This window comes from Allomuricauda sp. CAU 1633, assembly GCF_017313225.1.
Taxonomy (GTDB): Bacteria; Bacteroidota; Bacteroidia; order Flavobacteriales; family Flavobacteriaceae; genus Flagellimonas.
The window spans coordinates 292,579-315,452 of record NZ_JAFLNE010000002.1 but is presented as its reverse complement, the minus strand read 5'-3'; the positions used below and the strand labels follow the sequence as shown (position 1 = coordinate 315,452).

Sequence of the window (22,874 nt, the reverse complement as noted above, 5' to 3'; positions counted from 1 at the left end):
TGGGTTGGTCTATTGAAATATTGAATTATGGGTTGGTTGATTCATTGTGGTATGGTCAAACTCCAAATCGGCTCCAAAAACAGAACTGCAATTTGTGGGAACTGCAATGTTGAAGTAGGCCTTGTCACTAATTTTCTTCAGTAATGACAATCCCTCAGGGTTGGAACCCAGATTACAGTCGTAAATAAGGAGTTGCAGATTGGTGCCTTGGTAAAGTCCTTCGAGCATGGAAAGCTCAAACTCTTGGTCCACTGCATTTGAATTATACGTCTTTCCTCCAAGCTCCAAGGCATTGTAACTGGTGTTTGCAAACAGGTGAACCACAGTTGTGGAACGGTTTTGTTCCAAATACTCGCGGATGGACTGCCAAGGATTGTTAATTCCTTTGATCTCTACAACAGAAACACCGGATGGAAGATGGTCAACCACCTGTTGTTTTTGTGCATACTCGGAGTCTATCAGCACCACGTCCGTAGACTGGGCAAAAACTCCGGAAATTGTTACAGTGAATAGGAAAATTGCTATGGAAAAAGTTTTCCTGTACATCAGATTTCTCATTGGTTTGTTATTTTGGATTTTAGGTTTATTATTCTGTTTTATTTTGACTCCACTTTCAGGAAAGATTGGACATAGGTCGGTCAGGCCTTCTGAATAGTGGCTATTTACGGGGTGTCCCAAATTCAGTTATGAAGTTTAGGACTTCAATAAAAAATTGAAAAATTCTTTCGTGTAGTGTCTAGTAGATTTCTCTCATAAACGGGAACTTTTTAAATCGTTTCTTATTTTTGACTTACTAAATCGACTATTTTCTTACAGTCGGACTTTTAGAAATTGTACAATTTTTCTTATTGGTCATCTAAGAAACGGAGGGTATTCTGTCTTATTTCAAGAAATCGTTCGCCGAATTGACATATATCAATTTCGTTTCATTTTCTTACAAACCATAGGCGGATTGTAAGTCATAAAAAGTAATCTCCAAAAAGGTGGAATAGCTTGCTATGTTGCAGAAAATAAGAATTTTGGCATGTCAGGACACAAGAATTGGTCTTCACAAACCTGTCAAAATAGTGAGGGGCCATATTTTGCCTTAAAATTTTTCCTTCATCAACCTGGACAGGGTCTCAGGTCGCATGGCCAGAAAGGAGGCCAAATGTTTTCTGGGGATTCGTTCAACAATTTCGGGTTTACAGTGCTCCAAAAAAAACTCCAGTCGTTTTCCAGCATTTGGTATTCGTGCCAAATACACCCTATGTTCGGCAAGCACATAATATTGTTCCAACATTATCCTATAAATTTGGCGTATTTCAGGAAAATTATTGAGACTGTACTTGTAATCCTCATATTCCAAGTAGTCGCAATGGGTATCTTCCATGGCCTGGATATACTCCCTAGTCTTTTCATGTTTAAAAAAACCAGTAATGGATGTAAAAATCTCATTTTCCGTATCTATCCAAGTTGTTATATCTATTCCTTCACTTACAAAATACCCTCTGACCAAACCCTTTTTAATAAGGTAGAGTTTGTCACAAATTTCCCCTTCCCTACTAATTATTTCATTTTTTTTGAAAGAGCAGCTTTTGATTTTGTCCACCAAAAAAGATTTAAGGCTTGGACTTAGGGGATAAATAGCGTTGAGATAAAATATGATGAAAAGGTTCTTTTCGATTTTTTGGCTGGATGACATTTAGTTGTTGGTTTATTAAAATAACAAATATAATCTTAAGCAAAGCAACAGAACGTTTACTTCTTTACCCTAATATTATTGCTATTTAGTCTAAATTCAAAAATACTCATTGCACGGTTGGACAAAAAATGATATTTGTTATATTTTTTATCATAAAACTGTATCAGCCATTGAATTAGCATTATCCCAATACTTTTTGAACAAAATCCCCTAAATTCTTTAAAATATTGTTTTTCAGATACTTGATTGCGTATTTTGATTATCTTTTGTGAAATATTCAAAAACTTCAACAAACCTAGCATCTAAACAAACAAACTTCAGCAGATGAAAAAAACACTGTTAATGGTTGTATTGACCGTTTCCTTATTGGGATTCAAATCAAATACAAAACCTTTCGAAAAAATGGGAATTTATGGCAAGTATGGCATTTTTGACCATCAAATCAATATTGGCGATCCAACTATCAAAGGAACCGTTTCGTATGACTCCGAAAGTCAAGAATACACTATTCAAGGGTCCGGATTTAATATGTGGGCCAACAATGATGAATTTCAATACCTCTATACATCCATGCAAGGCGATTTTATCCTCAGGGCGCGAGTGCGCTTTATTGGTGAAGGGGTTGACCCACATCGAAAAATTGGGTGGATTGTTCGGAACAACCTCAGGGGAGATTCGCCCCATGTAAACGCTTCCATACACGGGGATGGCCTTACATCGCTTCAATATAGAAGGGCACCCGGAAGCGAAACTGAGCAAATCGTCTCTACTGATGAGGCGCCTGATGTGGTCCAATTGGAGCGTAGGGCAGGCACCTACTATATGTCCACGGCTAAATTTGGCCAACCATTCACTACCGTGGAACTCAAGGATGTAAATCTTAGAAACGAAGTTTTTGTCGGCCTTTATGTGTGTTCACACAACCCCGAAGTGATTGAAAAAGCTGTTTTTTCGAATGTAAGAATCATTAAACCAGCTGCTCCCGATTTTCAACCGTACCGGGATTATATCGGCAGTACTATGGAAATAATGAACGTGGAGACTGGCAATCGAAAGGCCTTATTCAATTCGGCACATTCCATTCAAGCTCCCAATTGGGTCAACCAAGACAAAGAATTGGTCTTTAACTCCAATGGTTTTTTATACCGATATTCTTTTGAGTCTGATGAAATATCCCAAATCAATACCGGATTTGCAGTGAACAACAACAACGATCATGTTTTTTCTTTTGATGAGACCATTTTGGGCATCAGCAATCACAATCAGGATGACAGTGGGCGCTCTTCCATTTATTTGATGAATCCTCAGGGAGATTCGCTTCCCAAAAAGATAACCAAGGATGGAGTTGGGGTTTCCTATCTCCACAGTATTTCGCCAGACAACAAGCGTATCATATTTACCGCAGAACGTAAGGGGAAATTTGATATTTACGGCGTGGATATCGCTTCTGGGGAAGAAATTCAGCTAACGGACACCAAAGATTTGGATGATGGCTCAGAATACTCCCCCGATGGCAAATACATCTATTTCAACTCCAACAGAACAGGCAATATGCACCTTTGGCGGATGAATGCTGATGGAAGTAATCCAGTTCAATTGACCAATGACACAAAATACAAAGATTGGTTCCCGCATATTTCCCCAGATGGAAAATGGATTGTGTTTATCTCCTTCCCTCCCACTATTGGTTTTGGGGAGCATCCATTTTACCAACACTGTACGCTTCGTTTGATGTCCGCTGAAGGAGGCGAACCAAAAATCATCGGATATCTTTATGGCGGTCAGGGAACCATTAATGTGCCCAGTTGGGCAAAGGACAGCAAACACATTGCCTTTGTGACCAATAGTGATTAAACCAAGACCAGATTGGCAGAAACAGGTGTTAAGGGCCGCGTAAAATGGAGTCTAACTGTGTTTGAGAAGCCTTTAATTCTTGTTCCAAGCGTTGATTTTCCTCTAAATATTGTTGATTTAACTGATTTAATCGCCGTTCAAACTCATCAGCGGGGACATACTCGGGCTCCAAGAACGAGCTGTTTAAAATACTGATCAGGGTGAACAGAAAACTAATGGCAATGGCCGAAATAAGGATGATAAGCAAGGTTTTTTCCCTTTTTAGCCTAGGAGAGCTTTTTTTAAGAAGTTGTTTTTCGTCCTTACTCAATTTTCGTGTGCTGGACAACTGTTCTACGAACACATCCCACTTTTCCTCTTCCTTGACATACATGTCCTTAAAACCACCTTCTTCCAAAAAATCCTCGGTGCTGGGGGTGGAGGCCAACATAAAGATATCCATTCCATTCCCACTCATCACATCCAAAAGTTCCATATCATACTCTTGGATTTCCTTGATCAGTTTTTCCACAAATTGCAAGCTATAATTTGGACGCAAAAACTCATCATACAATGTCTGTATTTCAAAATAGTCAGTGCGCTCTAGAGCATATTCCAAAAAACGGTCTTTTAATTCGGCCTTAAAGAATTCGCTCATTCCTGAAAAAGAAAATTAGATGTTGGTTTTTTGATTGAATTACTGTTCACACAAATTTAGCTTATAAAAACCCTGTTCGCCGCAATTTCAATGTAAAGAATTTGTCACGATGAAATACACAGCGATAAAGGTATTGGACAATGCTTTAGATCAAGACCTGGATTTTACCCCAATGGACTGCTAAGTTCAAATTAGATGATTTCTGCGCTTAAACCTGCTTGCAGCAACTTGGAACATTTGGGCTTTAAATAAGAATACTCCCCTGTTTTTACAGTACATTTACCATTATAGTGCACAATTAAGGAGCATTGTTCCGCCTGTTCGGGAGTATGTTCGCAGACGTCGATCAATGTTTCAATGACGTGGTCAAACGTATTCACATCATCATTAAAAAGTACAATCTCATTTTGCTTAACCGTCTCCTCTTCCAGAAGAAGGTCTTCCAAGCCTTTTTCTTTTGTGCCCATAATCGTGGAGTTAATGCCTTTCTAATTTACATATTTTACTGAAATCCAGCGGTTCTTCTGTAGCTTTTTTTCAAATTCCAAACCATTGACCTTACATTTTGAAGAAATGGCATCCAAATCGTCCAAATAAAATCCACTTAGAAAAAGTTGTCCTTTTGGATTGAGACATTGGGCATAAATGGGAATGTCTTCCAATAGGATATTTCGGTTGATATTCGCCAAAATAACATCGTACTTCTTGTCTTTCAACAAATTGCTATCCCCCTGAAAAGCTTGAATATCAGAACAATCATTGCGTTCTACATTTTCTTGGGTGTTCAAATAGCACCATTCATCAATATCGATGGCATCCACAGGGCCAGCCCCCTTTTTTTTGGCCAAAATGGCCAATACGCCCGTACCACATCCCATATCCAAGACGGATTTTCCGTCAAAATCGTTTTCAAGGATATGCTCCAACATCATGTGGGTGGTCTCATGATGACCCGTACCGAAACTCATTTTGGGCTCAATGACAATATCGTACTCCACATCCTCGGCTTCATGAAAAGGTGCTCGTACCATACACCTATCTCCTACTTTTATGGGATGAAAGTTCTTTTCCCATTCTGCATTCCAGTTTTGTTGCTCAATTTCTTTGCTGGTCCACGAGATTTCAAAATCAGGGTGCGCCAAAATGAACAAGTCATCCAGAATGTTTTCATTCCATTCGGATTTTAAGATGTAGGCCAACACGCCTGAATCGTTTTCCACAAAACTTTCAAATCCGGCTTCACCCAATTCCGCAATGAGAATATCCGTTGCAGGTTGGAGTGGGTTTACTTTAAAATCGTATTCCAAATACACCAATGCCATGGCCTGCAGCTTAAATCGCCTCTATAATGGCTACAAAATCATCCGATTTAAGGGATGCGCCACCAATCAGTCCGCCATCCACATCGGGTTTTGAGAAAATATCGGAAGCATTATCCGGCTTTACACTACCCCCATACAGAATGGAAACTTCATCGGATACGGAAGTGTCGTAGGCTTCGGAAATAGTCTTTCTGATAAAAGCGTGCATCTCTTGGGCTTGCTCAGGTGAAGCAGTTTCACCTGTACCAATGGCCCAAACGGGTTCGTAGGCCAAAATAATGCTTTTCCAAGCCTCAGCATCCAAATCGAACAGGGCATTTTTCAATTGACTCTCCACTACGGAGAAGTGATTATCAGACTTTCGGTCTTCCAATTCCTCACCAAAGCAGAAAATGGTCTTCATTCCCTTTTCTATAGCTGTTTTTACCTTTTTTGCTAAAAGTTCATCGGTTTCACCAAAATAGGCGCGACGCTCAGAGTGACCGAGAATCACAATGTCCACATCAATATCCAATAGCATATCTGCCGAAATCTCACCTGTGTAGGCGCCACTTTCTGCAAAATGCATATTCTGGGCCGCCACTTGTATGGTAGAAGCTTGAAGGCTCCTTTTTGCTGCGGCTAAATTCACAAACGTGGGTGAAACAATCACTTGTGCTTTGGTATCGGGCAGTTTGGCGGAAAGTTCGGCCAAAAGAGCCTCAGTTTCTTCCATGTTCTTGTTCATCTTCCAGTTTCCTGCCACTATTTTTGTTCTCATGTTGTTGGTTTTTCTTGTGTTCTATTATTAAAAACTAAGTTCGTCAAGGTCGTTGTAATGTACTTTTTGTTGAATGGTGCCTCGCTCCAAAACCAAAATAGCCGGATTGGACCGGACAATGGTTTTTAAGGCGGTCTCATCGGTAAAATAAAAATCAAACGGCAAATTGTATTGCTGCTCCACCTTATTGGCCAATGCATCATTGGAAGCGGACATACCAATCACCTTGTATCCATTTTGCTTGGCTTTTTCGGTTACTTGGGCCACTTCAGAAAATACGTCATAGTTGCTTTTGGCCAAATCATAGGCAATCACCATGACCAATTTGTCCTCATTCAACAGTTCAGAGGCAAAATTTTGGCCATCCTTCTCAATGGTAAAATCATGAATGGGCGGTTCGTAACCTTCTTGTATTTGTGTGGTCTCCACATCCACAAACTCTCCATCCACGGAGGGATAATCACCATTGGTGACCACAATTTGGTCCTCTCCATTTACCTTAAATCGCCATGAGTATTCATAAATGGGCTCTGGGGCACCTTCTGGTACGGTCATTCCTTCTTCAATATTGGCTCCAATTTTATAGGGCCTAAAATCCACCGACGGTAAATGGTTCAATACATGGTTGGCAAACAGGATACATGCCAATAGCGCTGCTCCACCCACAATCCAGTTGGTTTTTGTATTGAAAAGCGGTTTGATGTACTTCTGTCCAAAAAATAAAATCAATATCAGCACTAATAGAATAACATCCTTAGTGAAGGATTCCCACGGCGTCAATTTTATAGCGTCACCGAAACAACCACAGTCGGTCACTTTATTAAAGTATGCAGAATAAAAAGTGAGGAAGGTGAAGAAAATAATCATCGCCAAGAGACTCCAGACAGTTAACTTGGGTTTGAAGCCTATCAGTAATAGGACACCCAATAGCACCTCAACAATGACCACAAAAATGGAGATTCCCAAAGCGATGGGCTCCAAAAAAGGCAAATCCAACACGGCGGGGCTAAAATATTCTTCCAATTTAAACGAAAACCCAACCGGGTCGTTCAATTTGATGAGTCCGCTTATAATGAACAACACCCCAACTAGGATTCTTGAAATCCAAACCAAATATTTCATGTCATTTATTAAATCCCAACTTATAAATTCCAATTAAACAAAAACCAAAAAATCTCAATCTGACACAAATCTCACGAATTTTCACCAATGCGTTGGTGGTTATAGATGTGATTTGCAAAAAACTCAACAGTCTTCTTGTCTTGGTTCTTGACTCTTTACTCTTTACTCTTTACTCCTAAATACTAATTCCCTTACTATCAATTTGGTTTTTGTCATTTGGAGTTTAAATGTATCAACGCAAACACTGCATAATTGACCATATCCTGATAATTGGCATCCACGCCCTCACTCACCAAAGTAGCCCCTTGATTGTCCTCAATCTGTTTTACCCGAAGTACTTTTTGCAAAATCAAATCCGTCAAAGAACTCACCCGCATATCGCGCCAAGCTTCGCCGTAATCATGATTTTTGTCCTCCATCAACTTTTTGGTGATAGCAACTTCCTCATCGTACAGGGCAATGGCTTCCTCAGCCGTTAAATCCGGCTGTTCCACAATACCTTTCTTTATTTGAATGAGTGCCATGATGGAATAATTGATAATCCCAATAAATTCTGATTGTTCTCCCTCGTCCACTTTCCGAACTGCATTTTGTTGCAGGCTACGGATGCGTTGCGCTTTGATAAAAATCTGATCAGTTAGGGAAGGAAGTCGCAAAATACGCCATGCGGTACCATAGTCTTGCGCCTTTTTTAAAAACAATTCCCGGCAGGTTTGGATCACCGCATCATATTGTTGGGAAGTCTGCTGCATGTATTGTTGCTAATTTGCGTAAATTTCGTCCAAATGAGCGTGCTAAAAAAGCACTTTGCCAAAGATAATGAAACCCAAACGAAGCAGGTATTCTTTATGACCATAAACTGCAAAGGTAAACTCATCGACCTATCCGTGCCCAAAGTAATGGGCATTCTCAACCTTACTCCGGATTCTTTTTATGATGGCGGAAAATACAAGGATGAAGCCGCTATTATGAAACAAGTTGAGAAAATGCTCGAAGATGGTGCCTCTTTCATTGATATGGGTGCGTACAGTTCCCGACCTGGTGCTGAACATGTTGACGAAGATGAGGAACTCAAACGGATGCTTCCGATTGTGGAGTTGATTCTTAGCCATTTTCCAGACACTTTAATCTCAGTGGACACTTTTAGAAGCAAAGTAGCGGCTGAAAGTTTGGAAAGGGGCGCGGCCATCATCAATGATATTTCCGCGGGAAATTTGGATCCCGAAATGTTCAGCACCATTGCAAAATTTCAGGTACCTTATATTATGATGCATTTGAAAGGAACTCCACAGTCCATGCAAAAAGAGGCAGTTTATGATGACTTAATAAAGGACCTTCGGTTTTATTTTTCACAAAAAATGCAAGAGGCCACTTCAAAAAAAATAAATGACATCATCATTGATCCCGGCTTTGGGTTTGCCAAAACCACGGAGCAGAACTATACGCTTTTAAACCATCTCGACCTTTTTAAAACTTATGAAGCACCCCTACTAATCGGATTAAGCCGAAAATCCATGATCTACAAGGTCTTGAACTCATCCCCGAAAGAGGCGTTGAACGGCACCACTGCGCTGCACACCATTGCACTTTTAAAAGGAGTCAATATTTTACGGGCCCACGATGTAAAAGAAGCTGTGGAATGTGTTAAACTTGTGGAAGCGTTGAAAGCAAACGCACTATAATTTTTGATTCTTCTATTTTTGCTAATTTTACAAAAACACCGCGGTTGGAATTTTTAAATTTTCTAGAGTTTAAAATCACAGATATCATCGACATTGTGCTCGTGGCCGCGCTACTCTACTACATCTACAAGTTGGTCAAAGGTACGGTGGCCATCAATATTTTTATTGGAATTGTTATTGTTTGGGCTCTCTGGAAACTCACAGAGCTCCTCCAAATGAAAATGATCAGCAGTATGGTGGGCGGGTTTATGAACATTGGACTTATCGCTTTGATCATTGTATTTCAACAAGAGATACGAAAATTTCTATTGATGATTGGTTCCACCAATTTTGCTTCCAAACGGAACTTTATGCGTCATTTTAAATTCTTGAAACAAGAAGTGGTTCCCACAGATACGGATGTGGAGTCCATCGTAGGGGCCTGTGAACGGATGGGAAGCACCAAAACGGGGGCCATCATTGTTATTGAGCGCAACAATTCCCTCGATTTTATTAAATCCACCGGAGATGCCATGAATATTGAAATCACCCAACCCATCTTGGAAAGCATCTTTTTCAAAAACAGCCCGCTGCATGATGGTGCTGCTGTGATTCAGGATAACTTTATCACAGCAACCCGTGTAATTTTACCTGTTTCCAACGACCGAAACATCCCCCTCCGATTTGGACTGCGCCATCGTGCCGCTGTGGGCATCACCGAAAAAACGGATGCCATTTGCCTTGTGGTGAGTGAGGAGACAGGGTCAATTTCCTATATTAAAAATGGGGAGTTTGTACCTTTTAAAACTTCAGAAGAACTTACACAATACATCAAGAAAGATTTGGGGTAATGAACTGCAAGAATTGCCATACCAGCCTAAGGTCAGACTTTAGTTATTGTCCTACCTGTGGTGCCAAGGTCATTCGCAAAAGGCTCACCTTAAAAAATGTTGGCCAAGATTTAAGCTACCAGGTCTTTAATCTGGATAACAAACTATTGAAGACCTTTAGGCATCTCTTTACGCAACCAGAGGTTGTCATTACCAGTTACATTTTGGGGACCCGAAAAAAATACATGAATCCCATTAGCTATTTTGCCATAGCCATAACCTTTGTTGGAGTTCTCTTTTTTGTACTCCGAAATGTATATCTCATTGATCTTACGCCAAACAGTATTACTGATACAGAAGGCCCCAATATGGATTATGTGTTTGATTATCAAGGCTTATTGATGTACTTGATCGTGCCTATGTATGCCCTAATGACTTGGTTCCTTTTTTTCGACAAGAAAAAATTTAATTTTACGGAACATGTGGTTGTGAATACATATATCACTGGGCAGGTGTCTTTTGTTCAGGTTTTGATTTGTCTACCTTTATTTGGCCTTTTTGACGTTAAATATGATCTTTTCACTTGGTTTTTCTTGTTCCTGACCATATCCTATCAGTTTTATGTATTCAAGAAAATATACCAAATTGGTTTTTGGAGCGCTTTTCTCCGCGGATTTATTTACCTCATCCTCTTTGCCATACTAATGATGGTCATTGGATTGCTAATAGTTGTTGTTTCTATAGCAACCGGACGTATATCCCTCGAAGAATTTCGGGCGTAGTATCAAGCTACCTCTTCCTCCAAAAACTGGGCTGTGTATAGGTCGTTGTAATACCCGCCTTTTTTCAAGAGTTCCTTGTGGGTTCCAATCTCTACGATCTGTCCTTCATCCATCACAATAATTTTACTGGCTTTTTTGATGGTCGCCAGTCGGTGTGCTATAATGATAGATGTTCTACCTTCGGTAATCTTGTCCGTGGCTTGTTGAATCAATTGTTCTGAATAGGTGTCCACGGACGAGGTGGCCTCATCCAAGATCAAAATACTGGGATTGCTCACATAGGCCCGCAAAAAGGCGATCAACTGTCGCTGTCCGCTAGACAACATGGTTCCCCTTTCCTTTACATTATATTGATACCCCCCCGGAAGGCTTGAAATGAACTCGTGCACCCCAATTTGTTTGGCAGCCGCTTCTATCTCATTAACGGAGATGTTTTTATCGCGAAGCGAAATATTATTGGCTATGGTATCCGCAAAAAGGAAAACATCCTGTAGCACAATTGCAATGTGTGAACGCAATGATTGCAAGGTATATTCCTGAATGCCCACGCCATCAATCAATATTTCTCCTGAATTGATTTCATAAAAACGGTTGAGCAGGTTGATGATGGTCGATTTTCCAGCTCCCGTTGCCCCAACAATGGCCACAGTCTCCCCGGCTTTCACCTTAAATGAAATGCCATGCAGCACCTCTTCGTCCTTAATGTACCCAAATCGCACATCCTTGAACTCAATATCGCCCTTAACATCTGCTTTTACTAAGGAACCTTCATCCGCAATATGGCTATCGGTGTCCAAAATCTTAAAAACCCGATTGGCGGCCACCATTCCCATTTGCAGGGTATTGAATTTATCCGCTATCTGTCGCAAAGGACGGAACAAAAGATCCATCAAAAAGAAGAAAGCAAAAATGGAACCTGTATCATCCAACCCAACATTCTCAATATTCTGAATCACTCCAAAATACACTACTAATCCAATACCAATGGAATAAGAAATCTCGGCGACTGGAAAGAAAATGGAGTTGTACCAGACCGTTTTCAACCAAGCATTTTGGTGTTTTTCATTGATGACCCTAAATTTTTCCTTCTCTATCTCCTCTCGGTTGAAGAGTTGAACTATTTTCATTCCCGCTATACGTTCCTGCACAAAGGAATTGAGATTGGACACTTGTGCACGTACTTCAATAAAGGCCACCTTCATGGCTTGCTGAAAGAGTCGTGTTGCAATCAAGATTACGGGTAAAATAGCAAAAACGATGAGTGCCAACTTCCAATTGGTATAAAGCATGATGGCTGCACCCAACAACATTTTAAGCACATCGGCCACAATCATAAAAAATCCTTGACTGAAAATTTCTCCGATGCGCTGCATATCGGCTACAGCCCGGGTGACGAGGACACCGATGGAAGAATTATCAAAATAGGTCATTTTAAAGCTCATCATTTTTTGAAAGAGCCTCACCCTAATGTCTTTGATCACGGATTCCCCCAAAAGGTTAGCGTAGTAGTTAAAGCCCAACTGTGTGGTCACCTGACCAATGAGTACGGCCAACATTAAAAGAACCAACGTCAATAATTGTTGACTGTCTTTATTGTCCAGTGCCTCATTGATAATATCCCTCACCAAAATGGGAATCTCAACAGCAAATGCTGCGGATAAAATAGCCGCGATGGCAACAACCCAAAAAATAACCCGGTAGGGTTTGGTATGCGCAAAGACCCGTTTGAATAACCTAAAATCAAACGCTTTACCTATTTCATCACTTTTGCTCATTAAATAGTTCTTTTGGATACAAAACCTTGGTCAAATATAATCCTTTTGCGGGGACGGATACCCCTGCTTCACTTCTGTTCTTACTTGCGATAATGGTATGGATTTCCTCCGGCGACATTTTGCCCATACCTACATCCAACAAGGTTCCCACCACGGCACGTACCATATTCCTTAGAAAACGGTCGGCAGTAATGGTGAATACTAATTTATCTTCCTTTTTTTCCCACTTAGCATGCCGAACATCACATCGGTAGGTCTTTACATCGGTATTGGATTTGGAAAAACATTCAAAATCTGTGTGCTCCAATAAATAGGTTACCGCTTTATTCATGGCTTCCAAATTCAAAGGATATTTTAAAAAATGGGCAGCATCCACATAAAAAGGGTTCTTTTCCTGCACCACCCAATATTCGTAGGTACGTTCCAACGCATCAAACCGGGCATGGGCTTCTGGGGACATCTTGTGTAAATGTTGCACTGCAATGTCCTCAGGCAAAAAGGCATTAAGTCGATAGACCAATTCCTCTCGATCTTCAATTTCATCGAAATCAAAATGGGCAAACATTTCCTTGGCGTGCACCCCAGTATCGGTCCTTCCTGCTCCTACGACTTCCACTTTTTGTCGCAATAAGGTAGATAGGGCTTTTTCCAATACCTCCTGCACGGTAATGGCGTTGGGTTGGTTCTGCCACCCGTGATATGCTTTTCCGAAATAGGAAAATTGGATAAAATATCTCAAAGGAATGCCTTACTTTTAAGTCGTTAAAGATAATTCAATCCCTTCCAATAGGAATCCAACCCTTATTTTTTAGCATATTTTTAGCGTTATGACCAAAATTCTATTGTTGTCGGACACTCATGGACATATGGATACCACCATTTTAAAGTACGCAGCCCAGGCCGATGAAGTCTGGCATGCAGGTGACATAGGCCGTATTACTGTTACCGATCAACTAAAGGCATTGAAACCAGTCAGGGCCGTATATGGAAATATCGATGGCCATGTTATTAGAAAGGAGTTCCCTGAACACAATCGTTTTATGTGTGAGGGGGTTGATGTTTGGATCACGCACATTGGTGGATATCCCAATCGTTATGATGTACGAATACGGGAAGAAATCAAGTTGAATCCCCCAAAACTGTTAATTTGCGGGCATTCCCACATCCTTAAGGTGATGAACGATAAAAAATTGGGGTTACTTCACATGAATCCGGGTGCCTGTGGGAAACAGGGATTCCACCAAATGCGTACTATGTTGCGATTTGTCATTGATGGGGATAAAATTTCAGATTTAGAGGTTGTTGAACTTGGAAAAAGATAAGCATGAAATACGTTTTAATCCTTTTGGTGATATTCTTGGAGGCGTGCAACAGCAGTTCCTCTCAAAAAGTTGAAACTTCCACCAAAAATGAACAGAGTTTGGTCTCTCTTTATATTTTAGGAACTGTTCAGGATGGAGGCAGTCCACATATTGGTTGTCAAAAGTCATGCTGCGAAAATCTCTTCACGAATCCAGACCCATCCAGAAAAGTAGTTTCCTTGGGCGTGGTGGATCATCAAAACGAGAAAAGTTACCTCTTTGAAGCCACTCCAGACATGCCCACCCAATTGAAAATGTTGAAAGGGCACAAAAAAAGTGGTAAGGAAACGCCTGATGGGGTTTTTATGACCCATGCCCATGTGGGCCACTATGCTGGCCTCATGTATTTTGGAAGAGAAGCTTTGGGCGGAAAAAAGATCCCTGTGTATGCCATGCCCAAAATGAAAACTTTTTTAGAAACCAATGGCCCTTGGCAGCAGCTTGTGCAATTGAACAACATAGATATCCTGACCATTCAAAATGAGGTTGGAATTGAACTTACGGAGCACCTAAAAGTGATTCCATTTACTGTTCCGCACCGTGATGAGTACTCGGAAACGGTTGGCTATAAAATAATCGGACCAAATAAATCGGCTTTGTTTATTCCCGATATTGATAAATGGTCTAAATGGAGAAAAGATATTGTAAAGGAAATCGGGAAAGTAGATTTTGCTTTTTTGGATGCCACTTTTTTTGATGGGCCTGAAATCAACTCAAGAAATATTGCTGAAATTCCTCATCCGTTTGTTGTGGAAAGTATGGATTTGTTCAAAAATCTTCCCAAAAGTGAAAAATCCAAAGTGTACTTTATCCATTTTAATCACACCAATGCACTTTTAGATCCAAACAGCACATCCTTTAAAAAGGTTATTGAGGCTGGTTACAATGTCTCAGCTTTTGACCAACAATTCAAACTGTAGCTTTTAAAACACAAAAACCCCGGCCAAAGCCAGGGTTTTCTCGCACTAATACTACTAAGATGTTAGGTTCAACGTAAGCGATCAACAGATTTTACAAGATCTTCATCCTTTTTGATAGCCCTGTTGGCCAGGACCAGAAAAACGATAGAAAATACAGGAATCAGCATCCCAATACCCTTCTCAGAAACCACAGCTTCTCCGGATAAGCTTAGCGATCGATAAACGAAAAATCCTAGTAAAAAAAGATTCAATATCATATTCAATCTGTTTACCACAAATTGATTTTGTCTGTTCTTGTACATAAAAATTGAAATCACCGCCAAAACTGCAGAGGCATAAAATGCAATGCTGAGCCACAGTTCGTTTTCGGCATAGATTTCCTTTCCATTCACATCAATCCATAAATTCAGAAAAAAGGGCAGTACACCTGTTATGAGGGCAACAACCACCAAAAAAAACGTCTGAATTCGTTGAATCATTGTGTAAATTGATTTCAAAATGCAAAAATAGGCGTCTTTTTGAGAAATGAGGGCTTATTCTTGAAAAATAATTTGTATACTTGTGTCGTTATTAGCGAAGCACTTACCTAGGAAATCTTTCCTCCAGTAGCACTCAAATAACTTTTTACTTCAATATTTTCAGATTATACACAGTTTAACTTATTCATTACTTAATGTTCGAGATTTCAGATCTAAAAGCTAAAAAGCTTCCTGAGTTGCAAGAAATTGCAAAGGGTCTTAATGTTCCCAAATTCAAATCCCTGAAAAAGCTGGATTTAGTGTATCAAATACTAGATGTACAAGCTTCCAATCCAAAAGCAGTGACAGAAAGCACCTCAGCACCCCAAAACAATGGTACCCCTGCTCCAAAACCCAAGCGTAGCAGAACCCCAAGGCCAAAAAATAATGAGCCAAAGGGAAAAGTGGCCGAGACCACAGAAAAGCAATCTGCTCCAGCGGGTGATTCCAACGTTAAAAATGAGGAATCCCAAGGGCAACAACCTCAAAAAAAGGAAAACAAACAGCCCAATAATCCCCAAAAGAACCAAAACAACAACAGGAGAAACAACCAGCACCAAAAAAGTGGTGGTCACGATAAAAAGAACAGCAATTTTGACAAGGACTTAAAAAACAGGTACAAAGAGCCTGAATTTGAGTTTGACAGTATTATTGAAAGCGAAGGCGTACTGGACATTATGCAGGATGGGTATGGATTCTTGCGTTCCTCAGATTACAACTATTTGTCTTCTCCTGATGACATTTATGTATCGCAATCACAGATCAGATTGTTTGGCTTAAAATCTGGGGACACCATCCTTGGGAACATTAGGCCACCAAAAGAGGGCGAAAAATATTTCCCATTGATCAAAGTGAACAAAATCAATGGCCTGGACCCTCAAGTGGTTCGGGATCGGGTATCTTTTGAGCACCTTACGCCACTATTTCCAAAGGAAAAATTTAAACTGGCCGAACGGCAGAGTACCATTTCCACACGAATTATGGATTTGTTCTCGCCTATTGGCAAGGGACAACGCGGTATGATTGTATCCCAACCCAAAACAGGGAAAACCATGTTGTTGAAGGATATTGCCAATGCCATTGCGGCCAACCACCCAGAGGTGTACCAAATCATCCTTTTAATTGATGAGCGCCCTGAGGAGGTTACCGATATGCAACGTAATGTTCGTGGTGAGGTGGTTGCTTCAACCTTTGACAAGGAAGCTACGGAACACGTTCGAGTGGCCAATATTGTATTGGAAAAAGCCAAGCGTTTGGTAGAATGTGGCCATGATGTGGTAATCCTTTTGGATTCCATCACCCGATTGGCCCGTGCCTATAACACCGTTCAACCTGCCTCTGGTAAGGTATTGAGTGGTGGTGTGGATGCGAATGCACTACATAAGCCAAAACGTTTCTTTGGTGCGGCGCGTAATATTGAAAATGGAGGATCTCTTTCCATTATTGCTACTGCACTTACAGAGACTGGTTCTAAAATGGACGAGGTAATTTTTGAAGAATTTAAGGGTACAGGTAACATGGAGCTTCAATTGGATAGACGAATTTCCAACCGAAGAATCTTTCCTGCCATCGACCTTATTTCCTCTTCTACCAGAAGGGACGATTTGTTGCTGGACGAAAATACCATTCAACGTATGTGGATTATGCGCAAGTATTTAGCGGACATGAATCCTGTGGAAGCCATGGAATTTATGGAACAGCGCATTAAGCAGACCAAAAACAACGAAGAGTTTCTGCTTACGATGAACGAATAAATTAATCAATTGATTTTCAGATTATTAAAAACCCTTTAAGATTTCTTAAAGGGTTTTTTCTTGAATAGTTTTAAAGAAAAAACCTATCTTTAAATCAGTTTCCCCAATACTGAACTTTATAACACTTTAACTATGAAAAACCTCAAAAAAGTTACCGCCACCTTGTTAGGTGGTATTTTGCTTGTGCTTGTATCATGCCAACAAGGGCCAAAAAAAGAAGAGCCCATCGAGTCTAAAGCGGCTGTGGAACAAGAAAGAGTGGAGCCTCCAAAAGGTATTATCTCTTTGGAAGAATCAAAGTCTTTGTATGACAATTACACAAGGAACCGGTTGGAAATCATTCAAGAATATGAGGCACAAAGGAGTCCCGAAAAGGAATTTGAAGCGGCTCGTTTTACCTCTTTCAGCTATGCCGACATAAAGCAGTATATGGACTATATTGAGCAAGAGTCCAAAGATGCCCAGGTGGATATTTCCTCATTGCGCTTCTATTTTGCCAATTATCCGGATAAAGAAGATTTTCCCGATGGCAAAAAAATAGTGCACCCGAGACAAAATTCCATTTTTATTGTGCCCACAATGGAAACCCCTGATGGAGAATATGGCTTCTATATTGGTGAAGATGGCAAGGCCAAACTGATTAAAAATGCGGTTGGGGAGACTGCCGTAGGCAACGCCTCAAAAAATGGAAATAGATCTTATGCAAGCTTTGCCCCTAGTTTTGCCACACCCACATTACAACAAGGCAAAAGCCTTAATATGAACCAAGGCGGCTCAGGACCTCCTCCCTGGGGTGATTTTTAGAACTTTTTATGCTTGGAGAGTTCATGAATCTGTTAATGGAGCAGTTCTATGTTCCATTGTATCTCATTACATGGGTGGTCGCTGTATATCGATATAAAACATATTTCGATACCGCACTAAAATACTTTCCCATATTTATCGTCTATACATTTTGTACTGAGCTTCTAGGAATTTTGATTAAATACAGCAATGAATTTCAGTTTTTTTCTGATGACAGATATTCTTGGCACAATGTGATAATATATAATTTTTACCAGTTAATCACTTTTTTATTTTTTTATTGGGTTTATCGAAATGTCCTTCGGGAAAAGTCAGCGAAAAAATGGATTAAATACGGGGCTTATTTATGTACTTTAACTTATGTTATAAATGCATTTATATCTAATCCTCTGCATAATCATTTGACCTATGGAGACATTCTAGGATCAATCATGTTGGTAATTATTATTATATATTATTTTATTGAAAAAAAAGACGAAAAAAATCCATTTCCCCAATGGCAGAATCTTTTATTTTGGACAAGTATAGGGCTATTGATATTTTATATTTTCTTTCCCGTAATGATGCTCGTAGGAATTACGCAGCAAGAACTCTATTACAAATTACACCTTAGGCAAATATTCCTTTTCCTTATCGCATTTATGTACAGTTGTTTCATTATAGGCTTTTTGGCAGGAAAAAGACAAGCATTTCGGTAAATTTCATCCCATCAAAAAAATAAAGGCCCCTAACATTGGGGCTTTTTTTATATTTTCCATTTAAAACCCATTTCTTTGTTTAATATGCCAACACCTATATGATTGAGGAACTCTTAAAAATCATGAACCCCACCTTTGTAATCCTCCCCTTTTACTTTATCGTGTGGTTGGCATCGGTAATCCGGTATCGTTCATATTACGACACAGTCTTAAAATATTTTCCCATTTTCCTGATGTACACCCTATTAACGGAGCTATTGGGGTTTCTGGTAAAATACCATGACAGCTTTCAACTGGTATCAGACGATAGGTATTATTGGTACAACATTATCATTTATAATATTTATTCCGTAGTTACCTATCTGTACTTTTTTTATATCTATTTGAAAGTTCTTGGGACAGAAAAGTATAAAAAATGGGTGAAGCTTGGCGCTACAATCAGTATGGCAGGTTATCTGATCAGCCTATTTTTTCAGGATCCCTTTTATACTGGGTTGTTCTACGCCGACTCTATTGCTTCTTGCTTTTTGATTATGTGCGTTCTCCTGTATTTTAAAGAGAAGTTTAAACAGGAAATTTACCCAACTTGGCATAATTTGATGTTCTGGACAAGTTTGGGGCTATTGGGCTTTCATATTTACTTCCCCATTTACTCGCTTTTATCCTACCTTATTCCTTCAACCTATTTTGATTTTCATTTGCGCGGGTGGTTGATAGGATTCATTTTTTTCATGTACGGATCCTTTTTAATCGGCATATTGATTCATCGCAGAAAACTTTTTCAATAAATTTTCAAATACAATCAAAAAAAACGTCCCCTTGATGGAGACGCTTCATATAATATATGGTATTGAAAAAAGATTACATCGCTGCAACCTTGCTCATTAATTTGCTCTTTAAGTTGGCGGCTTTGTTAGTGTGAATGATATTTTTCTTAGCCAATTTATCAATCATACCAACTACAGTGGGCAACAAGGCCTCAGCAGCTTTCTTGTCCTCTTCGGTACGCAACTTTTTGATAGCATTACGCACGGTCTTGTGTTGGTATCTGTTACGCAAACGAACCGCTTCGTTTCTTCTGATTCTCTTTAATGCTGACTTATGATTTGCCATTGTCTTAATTTATACTTTCTAATTCCTTTTTTGTAGCCCGTAGGGGAATCGAACCCCTGTTACCAGGATGAAAACCTGGCGTCCTAACCCCTAGACGAACGGGCCGTCTTTTTTAGATTATAGACATGAGACGTAAGATGCAAGACTTTGGATTTTAGACTTTCTCGTTGTGGATTGCACCCCAACCTTAATCGTCTTTTGTCTTATATCATAACGTCTTACATCTATCTCAGTAGCCCGTAGGGGAATCGAACCCCTGTTACCAGGATGAAAACCTGGCGTCCTAACCCCTAGACGAACGGGCCATAAGGTTGCACAATTGCGGATGCAAAAATACAACTATTTTTAAGTCTTGCAACAGTAATTTTTATTTTTTGAACCTCTGTTTAATAGGCCTTTGCAAACAGCACTCTTTGCGTGGATGGTTTTCCGCTCACCATACATTTTCCATCCTCTTGTTTTGCATCTAAAGGAATACAGCGAATGGTAGCTTTGGTCTCTTCTTTTATCTTATCCTCAGTTTCGGTGGTACCATCCCAGTGGGCCGAAACAAATCCACCTTTCTCCTCAATCACTTTTTTGAATTCTTCATAGGAGTCAACCGTGGTGATGTGTTCTTTTCTATAATCCAAAGCTTTATTAAAGATGTTTTCCTGTATTTCGGTCATCAACGATTCTACCTTTTCCACAACATCCTCAGCCTTCACCAATTCTTTTTGCAACGTATCCCTTCGAGCCACCTCAAACGTTCCGTTTTCCAAGTCCCTAGGGCCAACCGCCAAACGTACAGGAACCCCTTTGAGTTCATATTCATTGAATTTGAACCCTGGCTTATGGGTATCCCTTTTGTCGTATTTCACCGAAATGCCTTTGGCTCGAAGTTCTTTCACCAAAGGTTCCACTTTTTCGGAAATGGCATCCAGCTGGTCCAATCCTTTATAAATAGGTACAATCACCACTTGAATAGGTGCCAATTTAGGAGGAAGTACCAATCCATTGTCATCACTATGGGTCATGACCAAAGCTCCCATCAATCGGGTAGAAACCCCCCATGATGTGGCCCAAACATGTTCTTGTTGCCCTTCTTTGTTGGCAAACTTTACATCAAACGCTTTAGCAAAATTTTGCCCCAAAAAGTGGGATGTACCAGCTTGCAACGCCTTTCCATCTTGCATCAGTGCTTCAATACAATAAGTCTCTTCTGCTCCGGCAAACCGTTCACTCTCGGTCTTAATTCCCTTGATCACTGGAACGGCCATGTGCTCTTCTGCAAATTCTGCATACAAGTTCATAATCAGTTCGGCTTCCTCTACAGCTTCTTGTCTAGTAGCATGTGCAGTATGACCTTCTTGCCATAAAAATTCAGCCGTACGTAAAAAAAGACGGGTTCGCATTTCCCATCGGACCACATTGGCCCATTGGTTTACCAAAATGGGCAAATCGCGGTAGGACTGCACCCATCTTCTATACGTATCCCAAATAATGGTTTCTGATGTGGGACGGACAATAAGCTCTTCTTCCAACTTTGCCTCTTCATCCACCACAATACCACTACCATCCTCGGCATTCTTTAGACGATAATGCGTTACAACGGCACATTCTTTGGCAAAACCCTCTACATGGCTTGCTTCTTTACTGAGGTATGATTTTGGGATAAAAAGCGGAAAATAGGCATTCTCATGACCCGTTTCCTTGAACATTTTATCCAATTGGGCCTGCATTTTTTCCCAGATGGCGTACCCATAGGGCTTTATCACCATACAGCCTCTAACTCCTGAGTTTTCAGCTAAATCCGATTTTACGACAAGTTCATTATACCATTTGGAATAATCTTCGGCTCGACTTGTTAAATTTTTACCCATCTACTGTAGTTTGGCACAAAACTTGTGTTTTTATTAGCAAGAATAATTCGGTAAAACTAATTATTTTTAGTATGTTCAACAATAAAAATTGCACAATGATAAAGTCTACACCCCTTCCAAAATTTAAGGTTTTCGCCGTACTCCTTGTGGCTGCTTTTCTTGCAGCATCATGTGGATCGTACCAGCAAGCCTCATATTATGATGATGGCATCTATGCCAGTGGCAATAGAACAGTTTATGTAGAGAAAAAATCTCCTGAGGCCGTTCGTATTGAAGAACAAGAAAGCAACCTTTATGGTGATTATTTTGGTGATAAAGCCAATGAATATGGAGAAATTCTTGATGATGAGATTTTCACCGATATCGACAGCTATTCAAGTCAAACACAAAACGACACCATTCCTTATGGTGAACAAACCGATTACTTTGCCTACAACAATACCTATAATGGTAATCCCGGATGGGGCGATAATCCCACTAGTCTCAGCATCAATGTCTATGACAATAGTTGGGGTTGGAATGCTGGATGGGGATGGGGTTGGAACAGTCCATACTGGGGCTTCGGTTATGGCTGGGGCGGATATCCCTATTACAATTGGGGTTGGGGATGGAACAACCCTTGGAGATGGAACCGATGGGGCTGGGGCGGCTACTATGGATGGGGTGGATACCCTTATTATGGTGGTGGCTGGGGCTACGCCGGCTGGGGCTGGGGTGGCTATTACAACTACGGTTGGAGACCCTATTACTACAACAACTACTATGGCCGAAACTATGCCTACACCCGTGGACGAAGGGGTTATTCCTCTTCCACAATACCAGGCACTTCACTTAGGGGAAGATCTAATTTGGCCTCAAGAACCAGTGGATATAGTTCTAGGTACAGAGCAGATAGTGGTCGCTCCAATAGATCTGTGGGCACATCCAGAACATCTCGATCATACAGCAGTGGAACTACGGCCAGAAGAACAGTTAGCACCGATGCTATGTCAAGAAACCGAAATTACAGGACCAGTAGAAGTACCCGTACTTCTCCCAACTATAGCAATAATTCCAGAACCTATCGTTCATATGGCACTTCGCCTTCATCCAGAAGTAGTAGCACCTATAGCAGAAGTGGTTCTGTGAATAGAAGCTCTTCTTCTCCAACATACCGAAGCTCTGGAAGAAGCACAAGAAGCTATCAATCTTCTCCAAGGACCTCAACGCCAAGCAGAAGCAATTATAACAGGTCTTCCAGTGGTTCCAGTTCTAGAAGCTACAGAAGTAGTGGTTCAAGTTCCAGAAGTTCCAGTGGAAGTTACCGAAGCTCTGGTGGAAGCTCCAGAAGTTCTGGTGGTGCCAGTAGATCTGGAGGATCTTCAAGAGGTGGAAGAGGCAACGGAAGAAACTAAAATTCCTTTAAAATTTATCGTAA

23 protein-coding genes and 2 tRNA genes are annotated in these 22,874 nt (G+C 40.4%); 10 read left to right on the top strand and 15 right to left on the bottom strand.

Annotation, left to right across the window (positions count from 1 at the left end; genetic code table 11):
* Positions 1–9 precede the first annotated feature (9 nt).
* Both J0X14_RS06315 and J0X14_RS06310 read right to left on the bottom strand, forming a co-directional pair.
* Positions 10–558, bottom strand: coding sequence for a DUF4347 domain-containing protein (locus tag J0X14_RS06315; protein ID WP_207096922.1), 549 nt, complete (start codon positions 556–558; stop codon positions 10–12).
* Positions 559–1,087: 529 nt separating this feature from the next.
* Positions 1,088–1,684, bottom strand: a complete 597-nt coding sequence (locus J0X14_RS06310) for a Crp/Fnr family transcriptional regulator (protein ID WP_207096921.1) — start codon at positions 1,682–1,684, stop codon at positions 1,088–1,090.
* A 324-nt stretch (positions 1,685–2,008) separates the two neighbouring features.
* Between J0X14_RS06310 and J0X14_RS06305 the strand changes: the two genes are divergently transcribed.
* Positions 2,009–3,538, top strand: a complete 1,530-nt coding sequence (locus J0X14_RS06305; RefSeq protein WP_242527939.1) for a TolB family protein — start codon at positions 2,009–2,011, stop codon at positions 3,536–3,538.
* 28 nt (positions 3,539–3,566) lie between these two features.
* Here the strand turns inward: J0X14_RS06305 and J0X14_RS06300 are convergent, their stop codons facing one another.
* From J0X14_RS06300 to J0X14_RS06275, 6 genes are all read right to left on the bottom strand, one after another.
* A complete protein-coding gene (locus J0X14_RS06300) occupies positions 3,567–4,175 on the bottom strand; it encodes a hypothetical protein (RefSeq protein WP_207096920.1) in 609 nt (202 codons plus the stop codon).
* Between the two features lie 191 nt (positions 4,176–4,366).
* Complete coding sequence (locus tag J0X14_RS06295) at positions 4,367–4,642, bottom strand: ATP-dependent Clp protease adaptor ClpS (protein ID WP_036379465.1); 276 nt, start codon at positions 4,640–4,642, stop codon at positions 4,367–4,369.
* Between the two features lie 21 nt (positions 4,643–4,663).
* On the bottom strand, positions 4,664–5,497 hold the full coding sequence (gene prmA / locus J0X14_RS06290; protein ID WP_207096919.1) for a 50S ribosomal protein L11 methyltransferase: 834 nt from the start codon (positions 5,495–5,497) through the stop codon (positions 4,664–4,666).
* Between the two features lie 10 nt (positions 5,498–5,507).
* Positions 5,508–6,257 carry a triose-phosphate isomerase gene (tpiA, locus tag J0X14_RS06285; protein WP_207096918.1) on the bottom strand — a complete coding sequence of 250 codons (750 nt, stop codon included), beginning with the start codon at positions 6,255–6,257 and terminating at the stop codon, positions 5,508–5,510.
* 27 nt (positions 6,258–6,284) lie between these two features.
* A complete protein-coding gene (locus tag J0X14_RS06280) occupies positions 6,285–7,379 on the bottom strand; it encodes a BT_3928 family protein (protein WP_207096917.1) in 1,095 nt (364 codons plus the stop codon).
* A 212-nt stretch (positions 7,380–7,591) separates the two neighbouring features.
* Positions 7,592–8,131 carry a DUF1599 domain-containing protein gene (locus J0X14_RS06275; protein ID WP_207096916.1) on the bottom strand — a complete coding sequence of 180 codons (540 nt, stop codon included), beginning with the start codon at positions 8,129–8,131 and terminating at the stop codon, positions 7,592–7,594.
* Positions 8,132–8,227: 96 nt separating this feature from the next.
* Between J0X14_RS06275 and folP the strand changes: the two genes are divergently transcribed.
* From folP to J0X14_RS06260, 3 genes are read left to right on the top strand one after another with little or no spacing between them, the layout of a single operon-like run.
* Positions 8,228–9,061 (top strand): dihydropteroate synthase, encoded by an 834-nt coding sequence (gene folP, locus J0X14_RS06270; RefSeq protein WP_207097502.1) that lies wholly within the window; start codon positions 8,228–8,230, stop codon positions 9,059–9,061.
* A gap of 44 nt (positions 9,062–9,105) precedes the next feature.
* A complete protein-coding gene (cdaA, locus tag J0X14_RS06265) occupies positions 9,106–9,891 on the top strand; it encodes a diadenylate cyclase CdaA (RefSeq protein ID WP_207096915.1) in 786 nt (261 codons plus the stop codon).
* Positions 9,891–10,652, top strand: coding sequence for a DUF3667 domain-containing protein (locus J0X14_RS06260; RefSeq protein ID WP_207096914.1), 762 nt, complete (start codon positions 9,891–9,893; stop codon positions 10,650–10,652). The genes cdaA and J0X14_RS06260 overlap by 1 nt, the downstream gene beginning before the upstream one ends.
* A gap of 2 nt (positions 10,653–10,654) precedes the next feature.
* Here the strand turns inward: J0X14_RS06260 and J0X14_RS06255 are convergent, their stop codons facing one another.
* Together J0X14_RS06255 and truA are read right to left on the bottom strand one after the other, a co-directional pair.
* Entirely contained in the window at positions 10,655–12,427 is a 1,773-nt protein-coding gene (locus J0X14_RS06255; protein WP_207096913.1) for an ABC transporter ATP-binding protein, read from the bottom strand.
* Positions 12,414–13,166: a tRNA pseudouridine(38-40) synthase TruA gene (gene truA, locus J0X14_RS06250; protein ID WP_207096912.1), complete on the bottom strand. Its 753-nt coding sequence runs from the start codon at positions 13,164–13,166 to the stop codon at positions 12,414–12,416. The genes J0X14_RS06255 and truA overlap by 14 nt, the downstream gene beginning before the upstream one ends.
* Before the next feature lie 88 nt (positions 13,167–13,254).
* Between truA and J0X14_RS06245 the strand changes: the two genes are divergently transcribed.
* Both J0X14_RS06245 and J0X14_RS06240 read left to right on the top strand, forming a co-directional pair.
* Positions 13,255–13,749: a metallophosphoesterase family protein gene (locus J0X14_RS06245; RefSeq protein ID WP_207096911.1), complete on the top strand. Its 495-nt coding sequence runs from the start codon at positions 13,255–13,257 to the stop codon at positions 13,747–13,749.
* A 2-nt stretch (positions 13,750–13,751) separates the two neighbouring features.
* Complete coding sequence (locus J0X14_RS06240) at positions 13,752–14,708, top strand: MBL fold metallo-hydrolase (protein WP_207096910.1); 957 nt, start codon at positions 13,752–13,754, stop codon at positions 14,706–14,708.
* A 68-nt stretch (positions 14,709–14,776) separates the two neighbouring features.
* On the opposite strand, the gene J0X14_RS06235 is transcribed toward J0X14_RS06240, so the two are convergent.
* Positions 14,777–15,187: a DUF4293 domain-containing protein gene (locus tag J0X14_RS06235; RefSeq protein ID WP_207096909.1), complete on the bottom strand. Its 411-nt coding sequence runs from the start codon at positions 15,185–15,187 to the stop codon at positions 14,777–14,779.
* Positions 15,188–15,381: 194 nt separating this feature from the next.
* On the opposite strand from J0X14_RS06235, the gene rho reads away from it, so the two are divergent.
* The 3 genes from rho (at position 15,382) to J0X14_RS06220 (ending at position 19,270) form a co-directional block, all read left to right on the top strand.
* Positions 15,382–16,980, top strand: coding sequence for a transcription termination factor Rho (rho, locus tag J0X14_RS06230; RefSeq protein ID WP_207096908.1), 1,599 nt, complete (start codon positions 15,382–15,384; stop codon positions 16,978–16,980).
* A gap of 132 nt (positions 16,981–17,112) precedes the next feature.
* Positions 17,113–17,784 (top strand): hypothetical protein, encoded by a 672-nt coding sequence (locus tag J0X14_RS06225; protein WP_207096907.1) that lies wholly within the window; start codon positions 17,113–17,115, stop codon positions 17,782–17,784.
* Between the two features lie 820 nt (positions 17,785–18,604).
* Complete coding sequence (locus J0X14_RS06220) at positions 18,605–19,270, top strand: hypothetical protein (protein WP_207096906.1); 666 nt, start codon at positions 18,605–18,607, stop codon at positions 19,268–19,270.
* 73 nt (positions 19,271–19,343) lie between these two features.
* Here the strand turns inward: J0X14_RS06220 and rpsT are convergent, their stop codons facing one another.
* The 4 genes from rpsT to proS all read right to left on the bottom strand — a co-directional run bounded on the left by rpsT (position 19,344) and on the right by proS (position 21,457).
* Positions 19,344–19,595: a 30S ribosomal protein S20 gene (gene rpsT / locus J0X14_RS06215; RefSeq protein WP_207096905.1), complete on the bottom strand. Its 252-nt coding sequence runs from the start codon at positions 19,593–19,595 to the stop codon at positions 19,344–19,346.
* A 33-nt stretch (positions 19,596–19,628) separates the two neighbouring features.
* Positions 19,629–19,700, bottom strand: a tRNA-Glu gene (locus J0X14_RS06210).
* Positions 19,701–19,828: 128 nt separating this feature from the next.
* Positions 19,829–19,900 (bottom strand) — tRNA-Glu (locus J0X14_RS06205).
* 81 nt (positions 19,901–19,981) lie between these two features.
* Complete coding sequence (proS, locus tag J0X14_RS06200; RefSeq protein WP_207096904.1) at positions 19,982–21,457, bottom strand: proline--tRNA ligase; 1,476 nt, start codon at positions 21,455–21,457, stop codon at positions 19,982–19,984.
* A 95-nt stretch (positions 21,458–21,552) separates the two neighbouring features.
* Here proS and J0X14_RS06195 point away from each other — a divergent pair, with 95 nt between their 5' ends.
* Positions 21,553–22,851 (top strand): hypothetical protein, encoded by a 1,299-nt coding sequence (locus tag J0X14_RS06195; RefSeq protein WP_207096903.1) that lies wholly within the window; start codon positions 21,553–21,555, stop codon positions 22,849–22,851.
* Positions 22,852–22,874 lie beyond the last annotated feature (23 nt).

Coding starts and splice junctions, on each gene's coding strand:
- J0X14_RS06315 (WP_207096922.1), bottom strand. CDS start 558: ATGAGAAATCTGATGTACAGGAAAACTTTTTCCATAGCAATTTTCCTA.
- J0X14_RS06310 (WP_207096921.1), bottom strand. CDS start 1,684: ATGTCATCCAGCCAAAAAATCGAAAAGAACCTTTTCATCATATTTTAT.
- J0X14_RS06305 (WP_242527939.1), top strand. CDS start 2,009: ATGAAAAAAACACTGTTAATGGTTGTATTGACCGTTTCCTTATTGGGA.
- J0X14_RS06300 (WP_207096920.1), bottom strand. CDS start 4,175: ATGAGCGAATTCTTTAAGGCCGAATTAAAAGACCGTTTTTTGGAATAT.
- J0X14_RS06295 (WP_036379465.1), bottom strand. CDS start 4,642: ATGGGCACAAAAGAAAAAGGCTTGGAAGACCTTCTTCTGGAAGAGGAG.
- prmA (WP_207096919.1), bottom strand. CDS start 5,497: ATGGCATTGGTGTATTTGGAATACGATTTTAAAGTAAACCCACTCCAA.
- tpiA (WP_207096918.1), bottom strand. CDS start 6,257: ATGAGAACAAAAATAGTGGCAGGAAACTGGAAGATGAACAAGAACATG.
- J0X14_RS06280 (WP_207096917.1), bottom strand. CDS start 7,379: ATGAAATATTTGGTTTGGATTTCAAGAATCCTAGTTGGGGTGTTGTTC.
- J0X14_RS06275 (WP_207096916.1), bottom strand. CDS start 8,131: ATGCAGCAGACTTCCCAACAATATGATGCGGTGATCCAAACCTGCCGG.
- folP (WP_207097502.1), top strand. CDS start 8,228: ATGACCATAAACTGCAAAGGTAAACTCATCGACCTATCCGTGCCCAAA.
- J0X14_RS06260 (WP_207096914.1), top strand. CDS start 9,891: ATGAACTGCAAGAATTGCCATACCAGCCTAAGGTCAGACTTTAGTTAT.
- J0X14_RS06255 (WP_207096913.1), bottom strand. CDS start 12,427: ATGAGCAAAAGTGATGAAATAGGTAAAGCGTTTGATTTTAGGTTATTC.
- J0X14_RS06245 (WP_207096911.1), top strand. CDS start 13,255: ATGACCAAAATTCTATTGTTGTCGGACACTCATGGACATATGGATACC.
- J0X14_RS06240 (WP_207096910.1), top strand. CDS start 13,752: ATGAAATACGTTTTAATCCTTTTGGTGATATTCTTGGAGGCGTGCAAC.
- J0X14_RS06235 (WP_207096909.1), bottom strand. CDS start 15,187: ATGATTCAACGAATTCAGACGTTTTTTTTGGTGGTTGTTGCCCTCATA.
- rho (WP_207096908.1), top strand. CDS start 15,382: ATGTTCGAGATTTCAGATCTAAAAGCTAAAAAGCTTCCTGAGTTGCAA.
- J0X14_RS06225 (WP_207096907.1), top strand. CDS start 17,113: ATGAAAAACCTCAAAAAAGTTACCGCCACCTTGTTAGGTGGTATTTTG.
- J0X14_RS06220 (WP_207096906.1), top strand. CDS start 18,605: ATGAACCCCACCTTTGTAATCCTCCCCTTTTACTTTATCGTGTGGTTG.
- rpsT (WP_207096905.1), bottom strand. CDS start 19,595: ATGGCAAATCATAAGTCAGCATTAAAGAGAATCAGAAGAAACGAAGCG.
- proS (WP_207096904.1), bottom strand. CDS start 21,457: ATGGGTAAAAATTTAACAAGTCGAGCCGAAGATTATTCCAAATGGTAT.
- J0X14_RS06195 (WP_207096903.1), top strand. CDS start 21,553: ATGATAAAGTCTACACCCCTTCCAAAATTTAAGGTTTTCGCCGTACTC.